Below are 17,117 nucleotides of genomic sequence, written 5' to 3'. Positions count from 1 at the left end.
TATCATCTGTACTTATTTTTTTGTTAATAAGTACAAATATAATACTTTTATTTTTTTTCAACAACCAAAAAAGACAATCACGATGAGGCGACTATTCGAACTGAATAGATTTGGCAGGAGTAATTTTTGCGACCAGATAAGATGGACCGATCATCATTAACAAAGAGACAAGGAGAGTGCCTAAATTTAACAAAATCAGATACAACACATTCAGCTCAATGGGTACCGATGTCAGGTAATAAGTAGCCGGATCGAGTTTGAGTATTTGAAATTTGCTTTGCAAAAGGCAAATCGTTAATCCCACGATATTTCCCCACAACATTCCTTGACCGATCAGAAAAACTGAAAGATAAAGAAAAACTTTACGAATACTGAAATTAGTTGTTCCCATTGCTTTGAGAATACCTATCATATTCGTACGCTCGAGAATAATGATTAAAAGCCCGGAAATCATGGTAAAACCCGACACCACAACCATGAGAATGAGAATTACCCAAACATTCATATCGAGCAGGCTCAACCAATTGAATATCATCGGATTTATATCCTTTATCGAACGCGCATACAGTGAGTTTCCGAGCCGATCCTTATAAGACGACATGTCGAAAAACAATCTCTGTGCAGTTTCGTCGAGACGATCATAGTCTTTTACCAACACTTCGATACCACTCACCATATCTCCATCCCAATCATTTAATCGAGACAAAATTTTTTGATCGGTAATCACATAAAGTTTGTCGTAATCTTCAAAATTGGTACTATACACTCCCACAATTTCGAAACGACGAGCTCTAACCGGGTCCTGCACAAAATAGGTTACAAAACGATCACCAAGCTTCAGATTCAATTTGTCGGCAATAGATTTTGAAACGATGGCAGGATTGGCATTCGAAGAAGTATCCTCGGAAGATATAATGTCTCCCTCGAGCAAATTTTTTTTAAAAAAAGTCCAATCGTAATCCTCCCCTACTCCTTTCAGCACAATACCTTGAAAATCGGTGTCCGTTTTGATGATGCCGGGTTTGGTAACAAATCCCTGCACATGCTGCACGGCAGGATCGGACTCGAGTATTGTTCTGAGAGTATCGGAGAACACAATAGGGGCATGTTCGTAGGAAATATTGTTATCAAAATTCGTGATCTGAATATGCGCTCCAAATCCCACCACCTTATCGCGAATCTGCTTTTTGAAACCGATGATAATACATACCGCTACAATCATAACTGCCAACCCGAGCGCAATACCCGCAATGGCGATTTTAATGGCTGGAGACGAAACTCTTTTGTTATTATCTCTGTCTCCTTTGTAAATTCTTCGAGCGATGAAAAGTTCGGTGTTCATCTTTGCGCCTGACACATATTTATCGAGAAGAGCAATAAGCCTCCAATGCCTTTTCAAGGACAATCAGCGCCCGATCGAGATCGTTTTTGTTTAATACATAAGCAATACGCACTTCGTTTCTCCCCAAACCGGGAGTAACATAAAAGCCCGAAGCCGGAGCCATAAACACGGTCTGACCTTCGTAACGAAAATCTGAAAGGCACCACGCACAAAACTCATCGGCGTCGTCAACAGGCAAACTGGCAACGGTATAAAAAGCACCCATCGGCATTGGCGAATAAACACCCGGAATCTTATTGAGCCGTTCAATAAGAAAATCACGGCGACTCTTATATTCTTCGAAATTGTGCCGCATGTAAGCCTCGCCGGCTTGCAAAGAAGCATTAGCCGCAATCTGTCCGATAAGTGGCGGGCTCAAACGTGCCTGGCAAAATTTCATCACCGTATCGTGTAGAGATTTGTTTTTTGTGATGAGCGCCCCAATCCGAATACCACATTCGCTATATCGTTTTGATACCGAGTCTATTAAAACCACATTTTGTTCGATACCTTCCAGATGAAATGCCGAAACGTATGGAGCCTCGCTGTAAATAAATTCGCGATAAACCTCATCCGAAAACAAAAACAAGTCATATTTTTTCACCAAATCGCGAATTTGCTCCATCTCGTCTTTGGTATAAACATATCCGCTCGGGTTATTGGGATTGCAAATCAAAATTCCTTTCGTGCGAGAATTTATCAGTTTCTCGAACTCCGAAATGTGAGGAAGAGCAAAACCCGAATCGATCGTCGAAGGAATGGTTTTGATGACAGCGCCTGCCGACAAGGCAAATGCCATGTAGTTGGCATAAGCCGGTTCGGGCACGATGATTTCGTCACCCGGATTAAGACATGCCATAAAAGCAAACAATACTGCTTCGGAGCCACCCGTCGTAATTACAATATCGCTTGCCTTTACATCGATATTGTAAGCAGCATAATATTTAACCAAGTTTTCCCGATACCAACTGTAACCGTCACTCGGACTGTATTCGAGCACTTTCAAGTCGATAGACCGGATCGCATCCAACGCAGCCTTGGGCGATTCAAGATCGGGTTGACCTATATTGAGATGATATACTTTCACTCCTTGAGCTTTGGCGGCATCGGACAACGGTGCTAATTTTCGAATAGGTGAGGCGGGCATTTGTAAACCTCTCACGGAAATGTCGGGCATAACTTATTTCTGATTTTGATAATTATTTTCTGACGAATTGCTTTCAACAGGCGCTGCAAAGTTAATAAAAAAGCAGAAATTATTTAAAATAACTTCTGCTTCCTTAATATTTAGTTGTTAGTTGGATTAAAGGAGCAAATCGGGATCAAGATTGTCGTGTTCGATATCGAGAAAATATTTGTAAGTGCTCACTTTGAGTTCGGCACATGCATCATAATCACACACAATAATTCCTTTGGGGTGCATTTGCAGCGCACTGATTGTCCACATTTGAGTTACAGGGCCTTCCACCGCTTGAAACAGAGCTCTGGCTTTGTGATGTCCGTTCACGAGAATCAAAACCTCTTTAGCATCAAGCACGGTAGCAACCCCCACCGTTAAAGCCGTTTTAGGTACTTTATTGACATCATCATCAAAGAAACGAGAGTTGGCTATAATCGTATCCGTTGTCAGCGTTTTAATTCGAGTTCGCGAACACAACGAAGATCCGGGCTCGTTGAATGCAATATGTCCATCGGGACCTATTCCACCCAAAAACAAATCTATTCCGCCGGCATCTCGAATCGCTTGCTCGTAAGCATCGCACTCAGCCTCCAAATCGTCAGCCATTCCGTTGAGAATATGCACATTTTCCTTTTTTATGTCGATATGGCCGAAAAAGTTACTCCACATAAAGGTATGATAACTTTGAGGATGATCTTCGGGAAGACCTACGTATTCGTCCATGTTGAAAGTAACAACATTTTCGAAAGAAAGGATACCGTTTTCATATAGACGAATCAGTTCCCGATAGGTACCAAGAGGCGATGAACCGGTTGGCAGACCAAGTTTGAACGGATGATCGGAGGTTGGATTTGCTTTGTTGATTTTAGCAGCTATATAGTTTGCCGCCCATCTGGCCAATTGGTTGGCATCAGGTTGAATTATAAGTCTCATTACCGTAGAATATTTTTAAAAAATTAATGACAATCAATCTTTTGTGTTTTGATCGGTTCATTGGATAAAATTCGTTCGGCAATTTTTGTTCCCAACGAATAAGCCAAATCGCACGTAACTCCATCGGGAGACTGTTTCATCTCTACCGGTGAGCAAATTAATTCGAATTCCATCTTATCCGAAAATTCTTTTAAATGCTTAGCTGCGGCACCGGCCCACGTAAATCCCCCAAAATAACTGAAAAACCGATTTTTCAGATTTCGATTTTGAATGGCCGAAATCAGGTTCTCAACTCCCGGATAGAGCTTATTGTTGTAGGTCGGAGATCCGATAATCAACCCGTTGTATTTAAATATATCGCGAAGTATCTCGGAATCGGATGTTTTGGAGACATTGTGCAACACAATGTTTTTTAGTCCGGCATCGGCTGCACCGGCACCAATGATTTCTGCAAGTTGTTCGGTGTGTCCGTACATACTTCCATAAGCAACCACCAATCCGTTTTCTATCGCTTCGTATCTGCTCAATTTGTCGTAAATCGATATCACGTGTGTTATATTTTCATCTGTCGTCCATATCGGCCCGTGTGTGGAACAAATTGTCTCTATAGCATTCGACGATAATTTCTTAAGGGCTGCCTGGATTGGTGATCCATACTTGCCTACGATATTTGAATAGTACCGAATCATTTCGTCTTCATACCATTCAGGATTGAGCTGAGTATCCAATATGCCTCCATCGAGTGTTCCAAAAGATCCGAACGCATCTCCCGAAAACAAAACGTGTGTTTCGGGGATATAAGTCATCATGGTTTCGGGCCAGTGAACCATTGGTGTGAGATAAAAACGAAGGGTATTTTTCCCGATCGATATTTCATCCTTGTCGTTAATTTCGATCACGTTGTCCGTCACGCCATAATATCCTTTCAGCATATCTGCCGTACGGCTGTTGCCTATGATTTGGATATCCGGATATTTGGTCACCAACCATTCGATGGCTCCCGAATGATCAGGTTCCATATGATTTACAACCAGGTAATGGATGGGTTTTTCGCCGATAATGGATTGAATATTGCGAAAAAACAAATCCGAATAGCACACATCTACCGTATCGATAAGTGTAATTTTTTCATCTTCGATCAGAAACGAATTGTAAGAAACCCCTTTGGGTAGCGGCCAAAGATTTTCAAAGAGGTTTTTGTTTCGATCGTTTACACCGACATAATAAATGTTCTTTTTAATTTCTCTTGGTCTGTACATCATAATAAATAATGGATAGTGTTAGTAGTCTGTCCGTGTGTATATATCATCAAAGACATTTGTTATGTTTCAATGATTTTTCTCTATTTCTTTTTCGCCTTTTTCCTATTTAAATCCGACTGATGTGGTGTAACTACCTTCTCGGGTTTGTGTGATAACGCGAACCAAATCATCCAAACACCCCAAATAATGAAAGGAACACTTAACCATTGGCCTAAAACCAAACCGGTATTTTCGCGCATGGCTATTTCGGAGTCCACTTGGACATTTTTAATAAATTCGATAAAGAAACGGAAAAGGAAAATAATCAGAATACCTACGCCCGTAATTAGGCCTTTGCGATCTTTGGCATCTGTCTTCCAATACATGTACATGGTGATGCCGAAGACAACCAAGTAAGCCAATGCTTCGTAAATTTGCGTCGGATGCGACGGTTCCGAATACACGGGCGGAGCTCCGTTCATCCATGCATTTATGTTTGTTATAAATCGAAAACCCCACGGCGCATCCGTCGGTCCACCATAAATTTCGTGATTCATCAGATTGCCCAATCGAATCATGGCTGCCGTGAAACCCGTTGGCACCATCACTCGGTCAAAAGTCCAAAGCATACTGAGTTTGGTAACTTTGCGTGAATAGAGCCACACGGCGATAATAATTCCGACAACTCCGCCGTGACTCGCCAATCCACCTTCCCAAATTTTTAGAATTTCGATGGGATGTGATAAGTAATATTCGGGTTCGTAGAACAAACAATGCCCCAATCGAGCACCGACAATAATCCCTACAATCATGTAGATAAAAAGCGAATCAAACCATTTTTCGGGGAGGTCTTCCTTTTGAAAAATTTTCTGAACGATATAAACTGCCACAATCAGCCCGATTACCCACAAAAGGCCATACCAGCGTATTTCTCGTCCAAAAATAGTGAAAAGTTCGGGATTTACATCCCATGTAATGGAAAGTGCAAGGTTCATTGAAATTGAATTTTGGCAAAGATAATTAAATTTCAGGGTTCAAACCAATTTTTTCACCCATTCGTCACGGCTTCCCGGCAGTAAATCCACGACAGGAATTTCGATCAAAGTGTAGGCGCCGGGTTGTTGTTTCATAGATGCTCGGGCCGCGCCTACCAGAACTTGTGCCGTGAGAGCAGGATTATTGATGCGCATTTCATAGGAGAACAGTTGATTTTGAGTCGAGCCCGAAACGCCTTTCCGTTCCATACGCACGCCATGTCCCATATCTTTCAATGCATCCACGCTTTCCACCCGAAAAACGTGTGTTTCGTCGTGAGCGAAATAATCGTCAGATTTAATTGCTTTTGCCACCTCATCAAAACTGTAACCATCCTCCATCTCAATATAAACCATCCGGCGATGCACACCGGTACCCAGCGGAATAGTCATAGAAAGCGCAGCTTTCACTCCTGCTATCGCTTTCACGGCAACAGTATGCCCCATACTCATGCCGGGCCCAAAATTAGTATAGGTAATCCCTTTGGGGGCCATAGCTTCCATCAAGGTGCGGACAATGGAATCGCTGCCCGGATCCCAACCTGCCGAGAGAATAGATACCGAATTGTTTTTTTTGGCTGTCGCATCCAATGATTTTCTCAAATCGGGTATTTGGCCATGAATATCAAAACTATCGACCGTGCGAATTCCTAAGGAAAGGCACTCTTTTGCGAATTTCTCGACTTCTCGCGTCGGTGTACACAGAATTGCGACATCTACTTCAGGAAGTTTATCAATTGTCGAAACCACTTTAAATGGGTTCAGTTCGGGAGGAACATTTGTGGCATCACGCCGGATAACGCCGGCAATTTCCATATCTTCGGACGCAAGTAGGCTTTCGAGTACATAATGTCCAATATTTCCGTAGCCGATAATGGCAACTCTTATCTTTTCTGTCATATGCTTACATTTAGAAAATGCAAAAGTACAAAATAATAGTTATTTTGAATCTTTCAATTCAGATTTTCGTTATCGGCATGATTTTCAGATTCGCTTTCGTCGTCGAACCAATTATCCTCATCATTCCAAATCTTCTCGGGATTTTGAGGCCCCTGATTTCTGAAGACAATCGCAACGATAATTCCACTGACGGCCCCTGCCAGATGGCCTTCCCACGAAAGATGAACATCTACATATTGAGCGAATGGAAAAATGCTCCAAAACGAACTCCCATACACAAAAGCCACAATAAGCGAAAGTGCGATGAGAGGAATGTAATTGCGAAAAATACCGCTGAAAAACAAAAAAAACATCAACCCAAATATCAATCCGCTCGACCCTATATGATACGAATCACGTCCGATCAACCACGTCAAAAATCCACTCAGAATCCACAAAATCAATAATGATTTCCATGCAATGGATCTATAAAAATAAAACAAGCTCCACATCAGCATAAAAATAGGCAGAGTGTTGGATAGCAGATGCGAAAATGATTCGTGAAGAAGTGGGGAAAATAAGATACCGATTAGTCCTCGAACCTCTCGGGGAAGTATTCCGAGTCGGTAGAGCGGAAATCCGAAAATTCCCGAGACATCGATCACAAAAAACAGCCACAAGAGCACGACCATTACTACCGAGGGTATCATGGCCAGCCACAAACGTTTTCTTTCGTAAGCCAACTGAGGATTCAACATTGATTTACCGTTGATGCACTTATTTTGAACAGATACTCAAAAATAGAAATAATAACGCTATCCTTTTAAAATATTTTGGTTTTTTCCTTGTGATATGTGTAAAATTTGTATCTTTCGATAAAAATCAAATTACAGCAAAGGTTAATAATCTAATTTGTTGAAAACATGAGCTATTTAAAATTTGACAAAGAATTGATGATTAATTTGGAATATTCACTTTATCGGAATGTTCTTCGAACAAACCGGAAAGGTGCTTACCAAAATACGTCAATATCGGGGTGCAATACCAGCAAATACCAAGGGCTTCTTGTGATGCCCATTCCGTATCTCGATGATGAAAATCATGTCATACTTTCATCGATTGACGAGACTGTTGTTCAACACGGTGCGGAATTCAATCTCGGCATTCATAAATACGAAGGAGATAATTATAATCCGAAAGGGCACAAATACATACGTGAGTTTAACTGTGATGGTGTTCCTAAAACAATTTATCGTGTGGGAGGAGTGATATTGTCAAAAGAAAGCATGTTTTCTTCCAAAGAAAATCGTCTGATGATCCGATATCGTCTGCTCGACGCTCACTCACCTACAATAATCCGATTCCGACCATTTTTGGCGTTCCGTAACGCATCTCAATTAACTCAGGAAAACGATCATGTGGACAGATCCTATCGTGAAGTCGAAAACGGAATCAGCACCTGCATGTATTTCGGGTATCCGGAGTTGTTTATCCAATTCACCAAAAAGCCCGAATTCATGTACTTCCCCGATTGGTATAAAGGCATCGAATATCTGCAAGACCAGCAAAACGGCGACACGTACAAAGAAGATTTATACGTCCCCGGATATTTCGAAATGCCCATTGAAAAGGATGAAGAAATCATCTTATCAGCCGGCGACATATTGGTCGACACCTCAAAACTTGCCGAGGAATTTAATTATGAAATGCAAAAGCGAACACCCCGTTCCAGCTTTTATAATTGCCTCAAGAACTCGAGCCACCAATTTTATTATATACCTAAGAACGACGAACAATATCTGTTAGCGGGATATCCGTGGTTCAGAGTGCGAGCCCGCGATCAATTCATCGCTTTGCCCGGATCAACCATTTCTGTAGATCGTGTAAGCGATTTCGAAAAAATCATGGACTCTTCCATTCCTCATCTCGTAAACTTTATGGAAGATAAAAAAGAAAAAAGTATCATTCACCAAATCGATGATCCCGACGTGCTGCTATGGGTTGTTTGGTCGCTCCAGCAATACCGGAAAGCAAACCCGAGCATATTTACATCAAAATACGCATCATTTCTGTTTTCGATTTTAGATTACATTCTTGCAAACAAACATCCCAATCTGACTGTTAATGAAGAAACCGGACTCGTATCGACTGATGGACGCAATGTTGCAGTAAGCTGGATGAATTCTACCCTCAACGGAAGGCCAATAATTCCCCGATCGGGATATTTGGTGGAATTCAATGCTCTTTGGTACAACGCTTTAAAATTTGGACAGGAAATAGCCGAATTGATAAACGATCAAGAAAGAACTACGAAATACGGAGAAATGTCCTATCTGGTTCAACGCAAATTCGTAATCACGTTTCTCAATGATGCCGGCTATCTCTACGATTATGTAGATGGATCGTACAAAGATCCAAATGTCAGGCCCAATATGATTTTCGCGGTTTCGCTCGACTATTCCCCGTTGGAAAGGAGTCAAAAAAAATCGGTCATCGATTACGTGACCAAAGAGTTATTGTCGCATTGCGGAATCCGCACATTGAGTCCGAAAAGCGGCAATTTCAGAGCGCATTACTCGGGAAGTGTTCAGGAAAAAGAATTTGCATATTTCAACGGAATGGCTTTTCCATGGCTGTTCGGCCCATATATCGAAGCCTACCTCAAAGTGTTCAATCGAAGCGGACTTTCGCTTGCCGACCGAATCATGGTAGATATGGAAGCCGAAATGCAAAACGACTGTATTGGCACTATCTCCGAAATGTACGACTCCAACCCACCTTTCATCGCAAGGGGAGGATTCTCTTTTGCCACAAGCGTGGCAGAATTGCTGAGAGCACAAAAATTGATGGAAAAATACAACGATTAACCCTTCATCAGAAAATAAAGGGAAAGGAAACTATCAGATGAGAGCATTAATGTTTGGATGGGAATTCCCTCCACATATTCTAGGCGGATTAGGAACTGCAAGTTACGGCTTGTCAAAAGGAATGTCGTTGCAACCCGACATGGAAATACTATTTGTCATACCCAAACCCTGGGGTGACGAAGATCAAAGTTTTCTGAAAATCATAGGAGCAAACAATACCCCTATTGTGTGGAAAGACGTTCCTTTCGATATCGTTAAAGAACGGCTCGGAAAATACATGAACCCCGAAGAATACTACCGGCTGCGCGACCACATTTATGCCGACTTTAATTATATGTACACCAACGATTTGGGATGCATAGAATTTTCAGGACGTTATCCAAACAATATTCTCGAAGAAACCAACAACTATTCGATCGTTGCCGGCGTCATCGCTCGCACTTACCCATACGACGTCATCCATGCTCACGATTGGCTCACTTATCCCGCCGGGCTTCATGCAAAAAGCATATCCGGCAAACCCCTTGTTATCCACGTACATGCCACAGAGTTTGATCGAAGTCGGGGAAATCCTAATCCTATCGTTTACGGAATCGAAAAAGACGGAATGGATAATTGCGACCATATTATTTGTGTGAGCAACCTCACACGCAAAACGGTGATCGAAAACTATCATCAACCCGAATGGAAAGTAACCACCGTGCATAATGCCGTCGAGCCGTTGAGCCCGGAAATAGAAGCAATTGAGCGATTAGCCGGTGTTCCGGAAAAAATTGTCACTTTCCTCGGGAGAATTACCATGCAGAAAGGTCCCGAATTTTTTGTGGAAGCAGCTACACAAGTTCTCAAAAAAACAAAACATATTCGTTTTGTAATGGCCGGTAGTGGCGATATGATGAACCAAATGATACAACTTGTTGCCGAACGAGGAATCGCGGATAAATTTCATTTCACCGGCTTTCTGAGGGGCCGACAAGTTTATGAAATGCTTAAGTCGAGCGATGTATATGTGATGCCTTCCGTCTCCGAACCTTTCGGCATATCGCCTCTCGAAGCTATGCAGTGCGGAGTGCCGAGTATTATCTCTTATCAGTCAGGGTGTTCAGAAATTCTCAATCATGTTATCAAAACCGATTATTGGGATGTAGAGGCTATGGCTGACGCCATTTATTCGATTTGCACCCATCCGGGAATGGCCGAATTTTTGAAGGAAGAAGGCAAAAAAGAAGTGGACGAAATAAAATGGGAGTATGCCGGACAAAAAGTACGCGATATCTACAACCGACTTGTTCATTAGATTTATCAAAACTCTGTATTAACTTCATAAAACACGATATAAAATGAAAACAATCTGCTTTTATTTTCAAATCCATCAACCCTTCAGGCTCAAAAGATACCGCTTTTTCAATATTGGAAGAGACCACTACTATTACGACGATTTTTCCAATGAAGACATCTTGCAACAAATCGCCGGACGTTCCTACATTCCCGCTAACAGAATGTTGCTTGATCTGATCAATCAATACAAAGGGCGCTTCAAGGTGGCTATTTCGATATCCGGAGTTGCACTCGATCAGCTCGAAATATATGCACCTGAAGTAATTGACGGACTTCGTGAATTGTCTAAAACAGGGGGAGTGGAGTTTCTGTCCGAAACCTACGGACATTCACTATCATCACTCATCGACCCGGTTGAATTTCGGCTGCAAGTGAAACAGCATACCGAGAAAATAAAATTGCTTTTCGGTCAAGAACCTACGGTTTTGCGAAACACCGAGCTCATCTATTCAGACGATATTTCTGATCTTGCTTACAAAATGGGATATCGAAAAATGATCACCGAAGGAGCCAAACACATACTCGGATGGAAAAGCCCAAACTATGTTTACCAATCGGCAACAAGTACAGGGCTTAAATTGCTGCTGAAAAACTCGCGTTTTAGCGACGACATTGCTTTCAGGTTTTCGAACTATAATTGGAGCGAATATCCTCTCACTGCAGATAAATTTATAGCATGGATTGCGGCTACTCCTCCGGAGGAGCAAATTATTAATCTATTTATGAATTACGAAACTTTCGGCAACATGCAACCTTCACATACCGGAATTTTCGAATTCATGAAAGCTTTACCCAGATTTGCTTTCGAAAAAAATATCGAATTTGCCACTCCGAGCGAAATTTTAGACAATCACGCTTCGGTGGGACCTATTTCGGTTCCAAATCCCATTTCGTGGGCCGACGAAGAACGTGACCTGAGCGCCTGGCTGGGGAACAAGCTTCAACAAAGTGCCTTCGAAACGCTCTACAAGTATGGCGAACGTGTCAGACTGTGTGAAGATCGAAAACTAAAACAAGACTGGCTCTACCTGCAAACAAGTGATCACTTTTATTACATGTCCACAAAACATTTTTCCGACGGATCTATTCATAGTCAGTTCAGTCCGTATCAATCGCCTTATGATGCCTTCAACAACTATATGAATGTGCTGAGCGATTTCATCGGACGAGTCAAAGCACAATATCCCGACACAGTGGATAACGAAGAGCTAAACTCACTCCTTACCATTATTCACAATCAGGAAAAAATAATCAAAAAACTCGAAGCCGAGCTGAAAAGTGTTACTGATGCAAATACTGCCAAACTTGTAAAAAAATCGGAAGAGTGATTTTTTGAATTCCATTGATATTGGATCGACTCGTGAGAAATCACATTCGTAATTCTCAAAACCGAATCAAGTTCGTTTTGAATATGCGTTTGCATTTCCCATTTTTTTCGAAACACAATAAACTTATCGACATGACAAGAAAACACATCATCATCACCGGCGGAGCACAAGGCATCGGCAGAGTTATGACAGAAGAATTTTTAAAAAATGACTACAATGTTTCCGTATTTGATATCGACAGTGAAGCGATGGAAGAAATTCGTCCTCATTTCGATAAACGTCACTGTGAATTTTTCATCACCGATGTTTCTAATCAGGTAAGTGTAAGATCTTCGATTAGAGCTTCGCTCAAAAAATTTGACGCCGTATATGGATTAATAAACAATGCCGTTTTTGCTATTTTCAAGCCCATGAGCGAACTCACTTTGGAAGAATGGAATCGTGCGATCAGCACCAACCTCACCGGAACATTTTTGTGCAGCAAGTTTTTAATTCCATATCTCAAAGAAAGTACCGGGTGCATCATCAACATGTGTTCGACCAGGGCATTTCAATCAGAGCCCGATACCGAATCATACTCGGCAAGCAAAGGGGGAATTTATGCCCTTACGCATTCCATGGCAATCAGTCTTGGACCCGATATACGTGTCAATTGTATCAGTCCGGGATGGATAGATGTATCGGCCATAAAAAAAAGTTCGAAAGCTAAACCGGAAAAGCTCACCCGTGAAGATCATGCTCAACATCCTGCAGGGCGCGTAGGCAACCCGTTGGATATTGCCCGAATGGCACTTTTCCTGCTCGACCCGGCTAATAGTTTTATCACAGGACAAAATTTCATTGTCGATGGGGGAATGACACGCAAAATGATTTACGTATAAAGAGCGAAATGATAAAAACATCATCCTGCGCAGCAGTTTTAAATAAATTTTCAATTGCGCCGGGCTGCACAGGATGTATGAACAAATTCAAGCGAGCAATTTTTTCACCATTTCCGAAACAGCTCGCCCTTCGGCTTTGCCGGCAAGTTCTTTGGTAGCAACGCCCATCACTTTGCCCATATCTTTCATCGAAGTAGCTCCTACTTCGGCAACAATTTTTTTAACGGCAGCCTCCAATTCTTCCGCTGTAAGTTGGGAAGGCAGGAAATCCTGAATCACTTTGATTTGTGCAATTTCATCTTCAGCCAAATCGGGCCGGCCCTGCGCAGTATATATATCGGCACTATCTTTGCGTTGCTTTACCATTTTCTGGAGAATAGCTATAGCAGTCTCGTCCGACAATTCATCATTTGCTCCTTTGGCTGTTTTGGCTTCCAAAAATTCTTTTTTTATACCGCGCAACGCTTCCAGACGAACTTTATCCTTGGCAAGCATTGCTTTCTTAATTTCTTCGCTAATTGTATCAAACAAGTTCATAACTACGTATTTTATTTGTTTTTAATCGAATAATGAATTTGAAGGCGAATGCGGCTCAGCAAAATAGGTACGCGGATTAAAGTCGCGTTCCCGCTTAAACACCGGCGTTCGCTCCAATGCTTCAATAATTTTATCGTCATCCAACTCATCCATGCTCAACACAAAAGGATCGAGTTGGAAATTGGCAGTCGAAAGGGTTTTAAGTCCTTCTTTCCCATAATATTTTTCGATGAGCAAAGCATCTTGTTTTTCGCGTTCGCGTTGAGCGTCTTCGCGTATTTTTCGTTCCAGTTCTTCAGCCTTACTTTCAGCCAGGCGATGCTCTTCGATTCCGGGAACATCTTTGATAGAAAATCCGGTGGCGAGCAATGTTACCTTCACATCTTCCTTCAAATCCTCTTCTACAGCCGTTCCCCAGATTACTTCAATTTCGCGGCTAAACTTCGACATGAAATCGTGCAGCGCATTCATTTCTTCCATCATCAAAGGGCTTTCTTCTCCAAAAGAAATATTGATCAGGATTTTCTTTGCACTAAACACATCGTTGTTATTCAGAAGTGGCGAATTCAAAGCATCGTGAATGGCTTCGTTCACCCGATCCTTTCCTCGTCCCATTCCTCGACTCATGATGGCAACGCCCCCATCTTTGAGCGTAGTATTGACATCGGCAAAATCGAGGTTTACATGTCCGTGAACAGTGATAATCTCGGCTATGCTCTTGGCTGCAGTGGCGAGCATATCGTCGGCCTTTGCAAAGGCGTTGAGCATGGTCAGATCCTGATAGATATCGCGCAATCGCTCATTATTGATCACCAGCAAAGCATCGACGTTGGAAGCAATCTCTTCAACTCCTTTAAGTGCTTGCACAATTTTTCGAGGCCCTTCGAATACAAACGGTATTGTAACGATACCAACAGTCAGTATTCCCATATCTTTGGCAACTTTGGCAACTATCGGCGCTGCTCCCGTACCGGTGCCTCCACCCATACCGGCGGTAATAAAAGCCATGCGGGTGCCGTCACTCAGCAAGTCCTGAATCAGATCGATACTTTCTTCGGCAGCCTTACGAGCAATGTCGGGTTTATTTCCTGCTCCAAGCCCCCCTGTTGTATTTTGTCCCAACTGCACTTTCACCGGAACAGGTGATTTCATGAGAGCCTGGTTGTCGGTATTGCAGAGAGCAAAAGATACATCGTGAATGCCTTGCAAATACATATGATTTACGGCATTACCCCCGCCACCGCCTACACCGATCACCTTGATGATAGCGTTAGTGCGACTTTGCAACTGAAAATCTAATATATTGTCTTCCATAAGTTGGTCGAAAAAAATTATCTGTTGGTATTGTTTTATTCGTCTTCTTCTTCAGAAAACATGCTCGAAAAAAATCCTCCCAATGTGGTTTTAATGCCTTTGTTATTCTTATCTGTTTTGCTTTTTTTGGGAGTTTTTATTCCTTCGTTACGATGCGATTGTTTGCCGAATAAATTCTTTGAGGATTTGGTCTGCGATTCCGGTTCTTCTCCTTCCGGTTCCACTTCGACAACTTCACAATCTTCCGTTCCGAACAACAGCAATCCCAATACTTGGGTAAAAGAGGGATCATTTGCTATTTCGGGAGCATTGTTGACAAATGATTTCTTGGCAGATGCTTTGCGAACCGGCATATTGAATTTTTCTTTCAAATACAGATCGAGGTTCTTGAGTTGTGAAGCACCACCGGTGATGACAATGCCGGCTCCTAACTGGCCTTCGTAACCCGACAATCGAATTTGCTCCTTGATGTTGGCTGTGATCTCGTCCAAGCGCATCCGGATAACTTTGTTGAGCTCCACTAAATCGATATCCGACTTAGACGAAAACGGAGAGAAAAGGGAATTATCGGAGCCATCGACAGCCTTACCAAATTTAATTTTATATTGTTCGGCATCCGTCTCTGTAAAATTAAGCTCACAAATATCTCTGGTTATTGTTTTTCCACCGAAAGGAATAACAACCGTTCTTCGCAATACTCCACCTTTATAGATAGACACGGTGGTTGTTCCTGCCCCAAAATCGATAAAAACGCATCCTAATTCTTTTTCGTCATCGTTAAGCGAAATAGCCGCAGAAGCCTGAGCACCTACAATATATCCTGCAATCCGGACATTGGCGCGTTCTACAATCCCTTTTTCGATATTCGCCACCAGATTAGGACGTCCCACCAACATCTGGTATTCTGCTTCAACCATCGAACAAGTAATGCCCACCGGATTTTTTTCGGGTTTTCTGTCCACATAATATTCCACATCGGCAATGGCATATTTTCGCGACAAATCCGGTTTGAATTTCTGTGCTTCGTCATTGAGTTGATTAATCACATTTTCAGTAACTATGCCCGAAGACGAGAGCTGTCTGTAAGTTCGGTAAGGTATTGTATGAAGCGATTGTCCTGCAACGGATACATATACTTTGGCAATATTGCGTCCGATAACATTTTCGAGCATACTGATCAGTTTTTTTACATTCGCGCCGGTTTCTTCGACATTATAAACCACGCCCCGACGTATGCATTGCTTGGACGGAACTGTTTCGCATGCCAGCACCGAAATCACATTGTTTTCGTTCATGCGTCCGACGACGCCCTTAATTTTGGATGTTCCCAAATCAAGAGCCGCAACAAATCCTGTTTGTATCATAATTATTATTTCAACGACATTGCAATAAGTGTAAATTCAAACACCCCAACATCGATTTTGTTTTCATCCTCACTTCGAAGTTTTTCGAAGAGAATTTATATGATTTATTTTTTCGTGCAAACAACCTGTTTGTCATACGAAAGATTGATCACCGAATAGCGATTCCAGCCCACCACGTTCAACCCTTTTTCGACGAAAACAGAAAATTTCCGGAGTTTTTTCTCATAATCATCCAATGTTCCCAATACGATCCGAAAATCGCCTGCACGAGGAATCAATTCCACACGATCGTCGCCGGTAACCACTATTTGTTCGATCCATGCATCCCATTCGGGATGATTTTGCAGATATTCCGCAAAATCGAACAGCTGATTTTTGGCAAATTCCTCACTCACTGCACCGGTTGCAACCGGGACATAAGCACTGTAATGAATGGAAGTAGGCATTCTTTCGCGATCGCGGTCGATATAGTAATTGTCTCCGGCATCGGACATGATGCGCAACACAGGCAATCGTTGCGTAACGACAGCTATAATCGAACCGTTTTGAGCCGGATATACTTCGGCCGATTTCACCATCTGATTGGTCAGAATCGCTTGCCGGATATCGAGTGTGTTGATGTCCTTCATTTGTTTTCCGATGGGATTCAGACCTTTGTTTTTGATCAATTGTCTGATTTCATCGGGAAGCAGAAAATGGGTATCGGAACTATCCTTCACGATCACTTCGAAAGAATTGCATACCTGATCGCCCGACGTATCGTGAAAATAAATCATCGCAAAAATCAGATATCCTGTTACAAGCAAGGATGCGAATATGATTAAAAACTTTTTCATCAAA

At 42.1% G+C, this 17,117-nt stretch carries 15 protein-coding genes; 4 read left to right on the top strand and 11 right to left on the bottom strand.

The features are described 5' to 3' along the window. Positions 1-91: 91 nt before the first annotated feature. The 7 genes from EJN84_RS03120 to EJN84_RS03090 all read right to left on the bottom strand — a co-directional run bounded on the left by EJN84_RS03120 (position 92) and on the right by EJN84_RS03090 (position 7,406). Positions 92-1,342 carry an ABC transporter permease gene (locus EJN84_RS03120; RefSeq protein WP_129594065.1) on the bottom strand — a complete coding sequence of 417 codons (1,251 nt, stop codon included), beginning with the start codon at positions 1,340-1,342 and terminating at the stop codon, positions 92-94. Positions 1,343-1,361: 19 nt separating this feature from the next. Next, on the bottom strand, positions 1,362-2,558 hold the full coding sequence (locus EJN84_RS03115) for a pyridoxal phosphate-dependent aminotransferase (protein WP_129594064.1): 1,197 nt from the start codon (positions 2,556-2,558) through the stop codon (positions 1,362-1,364). Positions 2,559-2,684: 126 nt separating this feature from the next. After that, positions 2,685-3,494, bottom strand: a complete 810-nt coding sequence (gene nagB / locus EJN84_RS03110; RefSeq protein WP_101487054.1) for a glucosamine-6-phosphate deaminase — start codon at positions 3,492-3,494, stop codon at positions 2,685-2,687. Between the two features lie 23 nt (positions 3,495-3,517). Continuing rightward, the gene (locus EJN84_RS03105) at positions 3,518-4,753 is read right to left on the bottom strand and encodes an FprA family A-type flavoprotein (protein ID WP_129594183.1); all 1,236 of its coding nucleotides are present in this window, start codon (positions 4,751-4,753) and stop codon (positions 3,518-3,520) included. An 83-nt stretch (positions 4,754-4,836) separates the two neighbouring features. Then, positions 4,837-5,730 carry a prolipoprotein diacylglyceryl transferase gene (gene lgt / locus EJN84_RS03100; RefSeq protein WP_129594063.1) on the bottom strand — a complete coding sequence of 298 codons (894 nt, stop codon included), beginning with the start codon at positions 5,728-5,730 and terminating at the stop codon, positions 4,837-4,839. A gap of 39 nt (positions 5,731-5,769) precedes the next feature. After that, on the bottom strand, positions 5,770-6,669 hold the full coding sequence (locus tag EJN84_RS03095) for a diaminopimelate dehydrogenase (protein ID WP_129594062.1): 900 nt from the start codon (positions 6,667-6,669) through the stop codon (positions 5,770-5,772). 53 nt (positions 6,670-6,722) lie between these two features. Then, positions 6,723-7,406, bottom strand: a complete 684-nt coding sequence (locus EJN84_RS03090) for a rhomboid family intramembrane serine protease (protein ID WP_129594061.1) — start codon at positions 7,404-7,406, stop codon at positions 6,723-6,725. Between the two features lie 165 nt (positions 7,407-7,571). On the opposite strand from EJN84_RS03090, the gene EJN84_RS03085 reads away from it, so the two are divergent. The 4 genes from EJN84_RS03085 (at position 7,572) to EJN84_RS03070 (ending at position 13,062) form a co-directional block, all read left to right on the top strand. Continuing rightward, on the top strand, positions 7,572-9,515 hold the full coding sequence (locus EJN84_RS03085; protein ID WP_129594060.1) for a glycogen debranching enzyme N-terminal domain-containing protein: 1,944 nt from the start codon (positions 7,572-7,574) through the stop codon (positions 9,513-9,515). Positions 9,516-9,552: 37 nt separating this feature from the next. Next, a complete protein-coding gene (locus tag EJN84_RS03080; RefSeq protein ID WP_129594059.1) occupies positions 9,553-10,812 on the top strand; it encodes a glycosyltransferase in 1,260 nt (419 codons plus the stop codon). A 43-nt stretch (positions 10,813-10,855) separates the two neighbouring features. Beyond that, positions 10,856-12,181, top strand: coding sequence for a glycoside hydrolase family 57 protein (locus EJN84_RS03075; protein ID WP_129594058.1), 1,326 nt, complete (start codon positions 10,856-10,858; stop codon positions 12,179-12,181). Between the two features lie 131 nt (positions 12,182-12,312). Then, positions 12,313-13,062 (top strand): SDR family oxidoreductase, encoded by a 750-nt coding sequence (locus tag EJN84_RS03070; RefSeq protein WP_129594057.1) that lies wholly within the window; start codon positions 12,313-12,315, stop codon positions 13,060-13,062. Positions 13,063-13,149: 87 nt separating this feature from the next. On the opposite strand, the gene EJN84_RS03065 is transcribed toward EJN84_RS03070, so the two are convergent. From EJN84_RS03065 to EJN84_RS03050, 4 genes are all read right to left on the bottom strand, one after another. Beyond that, the gene (locus tag EJN84_RS03065) at positions 13,150-13,599 is read right to left on the bottom strand and encodes a GatB/YqeY domain-containing protein (RefSeq protein ID WP_129594056.1); all 450 of its coding nucleotides are present in this window, start codon (positions 13,597-13,599) and stop codon (positions 13,150-13,152) included. A gap of 21 nt (positions 13,600-13,620) precedes the next feature. Next, a complete protein-coding gene (gene ftsZ / locus EJN84_RS03060) occupies positions 13,621-14,913 on the bottom strand; it encodes a cell division protein FtsZ (RefSeq protein ID WP_129594055.1) in 1,293 nt (430 codons plus the stop codon). A gap of 35 nt (positions 14,914-14,948) precedes the next feature. Next, positions 14,949-16,277: a cell division protein FtsA gene (gene ftsA / locus EJN84_RS03055; RefSeq protein ID WP_129594054.1), complete on the bottom strand. Its 1,329-nt coding sequence runs from the start codon at positions 16,275-16,277 to the stop codon at positions 14,949-14,951. A gap of 104 nt (positions 16,278-16,381) precedes the next feature. Next, positions 16,382-17,113, bottom strand: coding sequence for a cell division protein FtsQ/DivIB (locus EJN84_RS03050; RefSeq protein WP_129594053.1), 732 nt, complete (start codon positions 17,111-17,113; stop codon positions 16,382-16,384). Positions 17,114-17,117 lie beyond the last annotated feature (4 nt).

Source organism: Seramator thermalis, assembly GCF_004138125.1.
Lineage (GTDB): Bacteria > Bacteroidota > Bacteroidia > Bacteroidales > Dysgonomonadaceae > Seramator > Seramator thermalis.
Note: the sequence above shows the minus strand (reverse complement) of the source record. Positions and strands in the feature narration are given on the sequence as shown.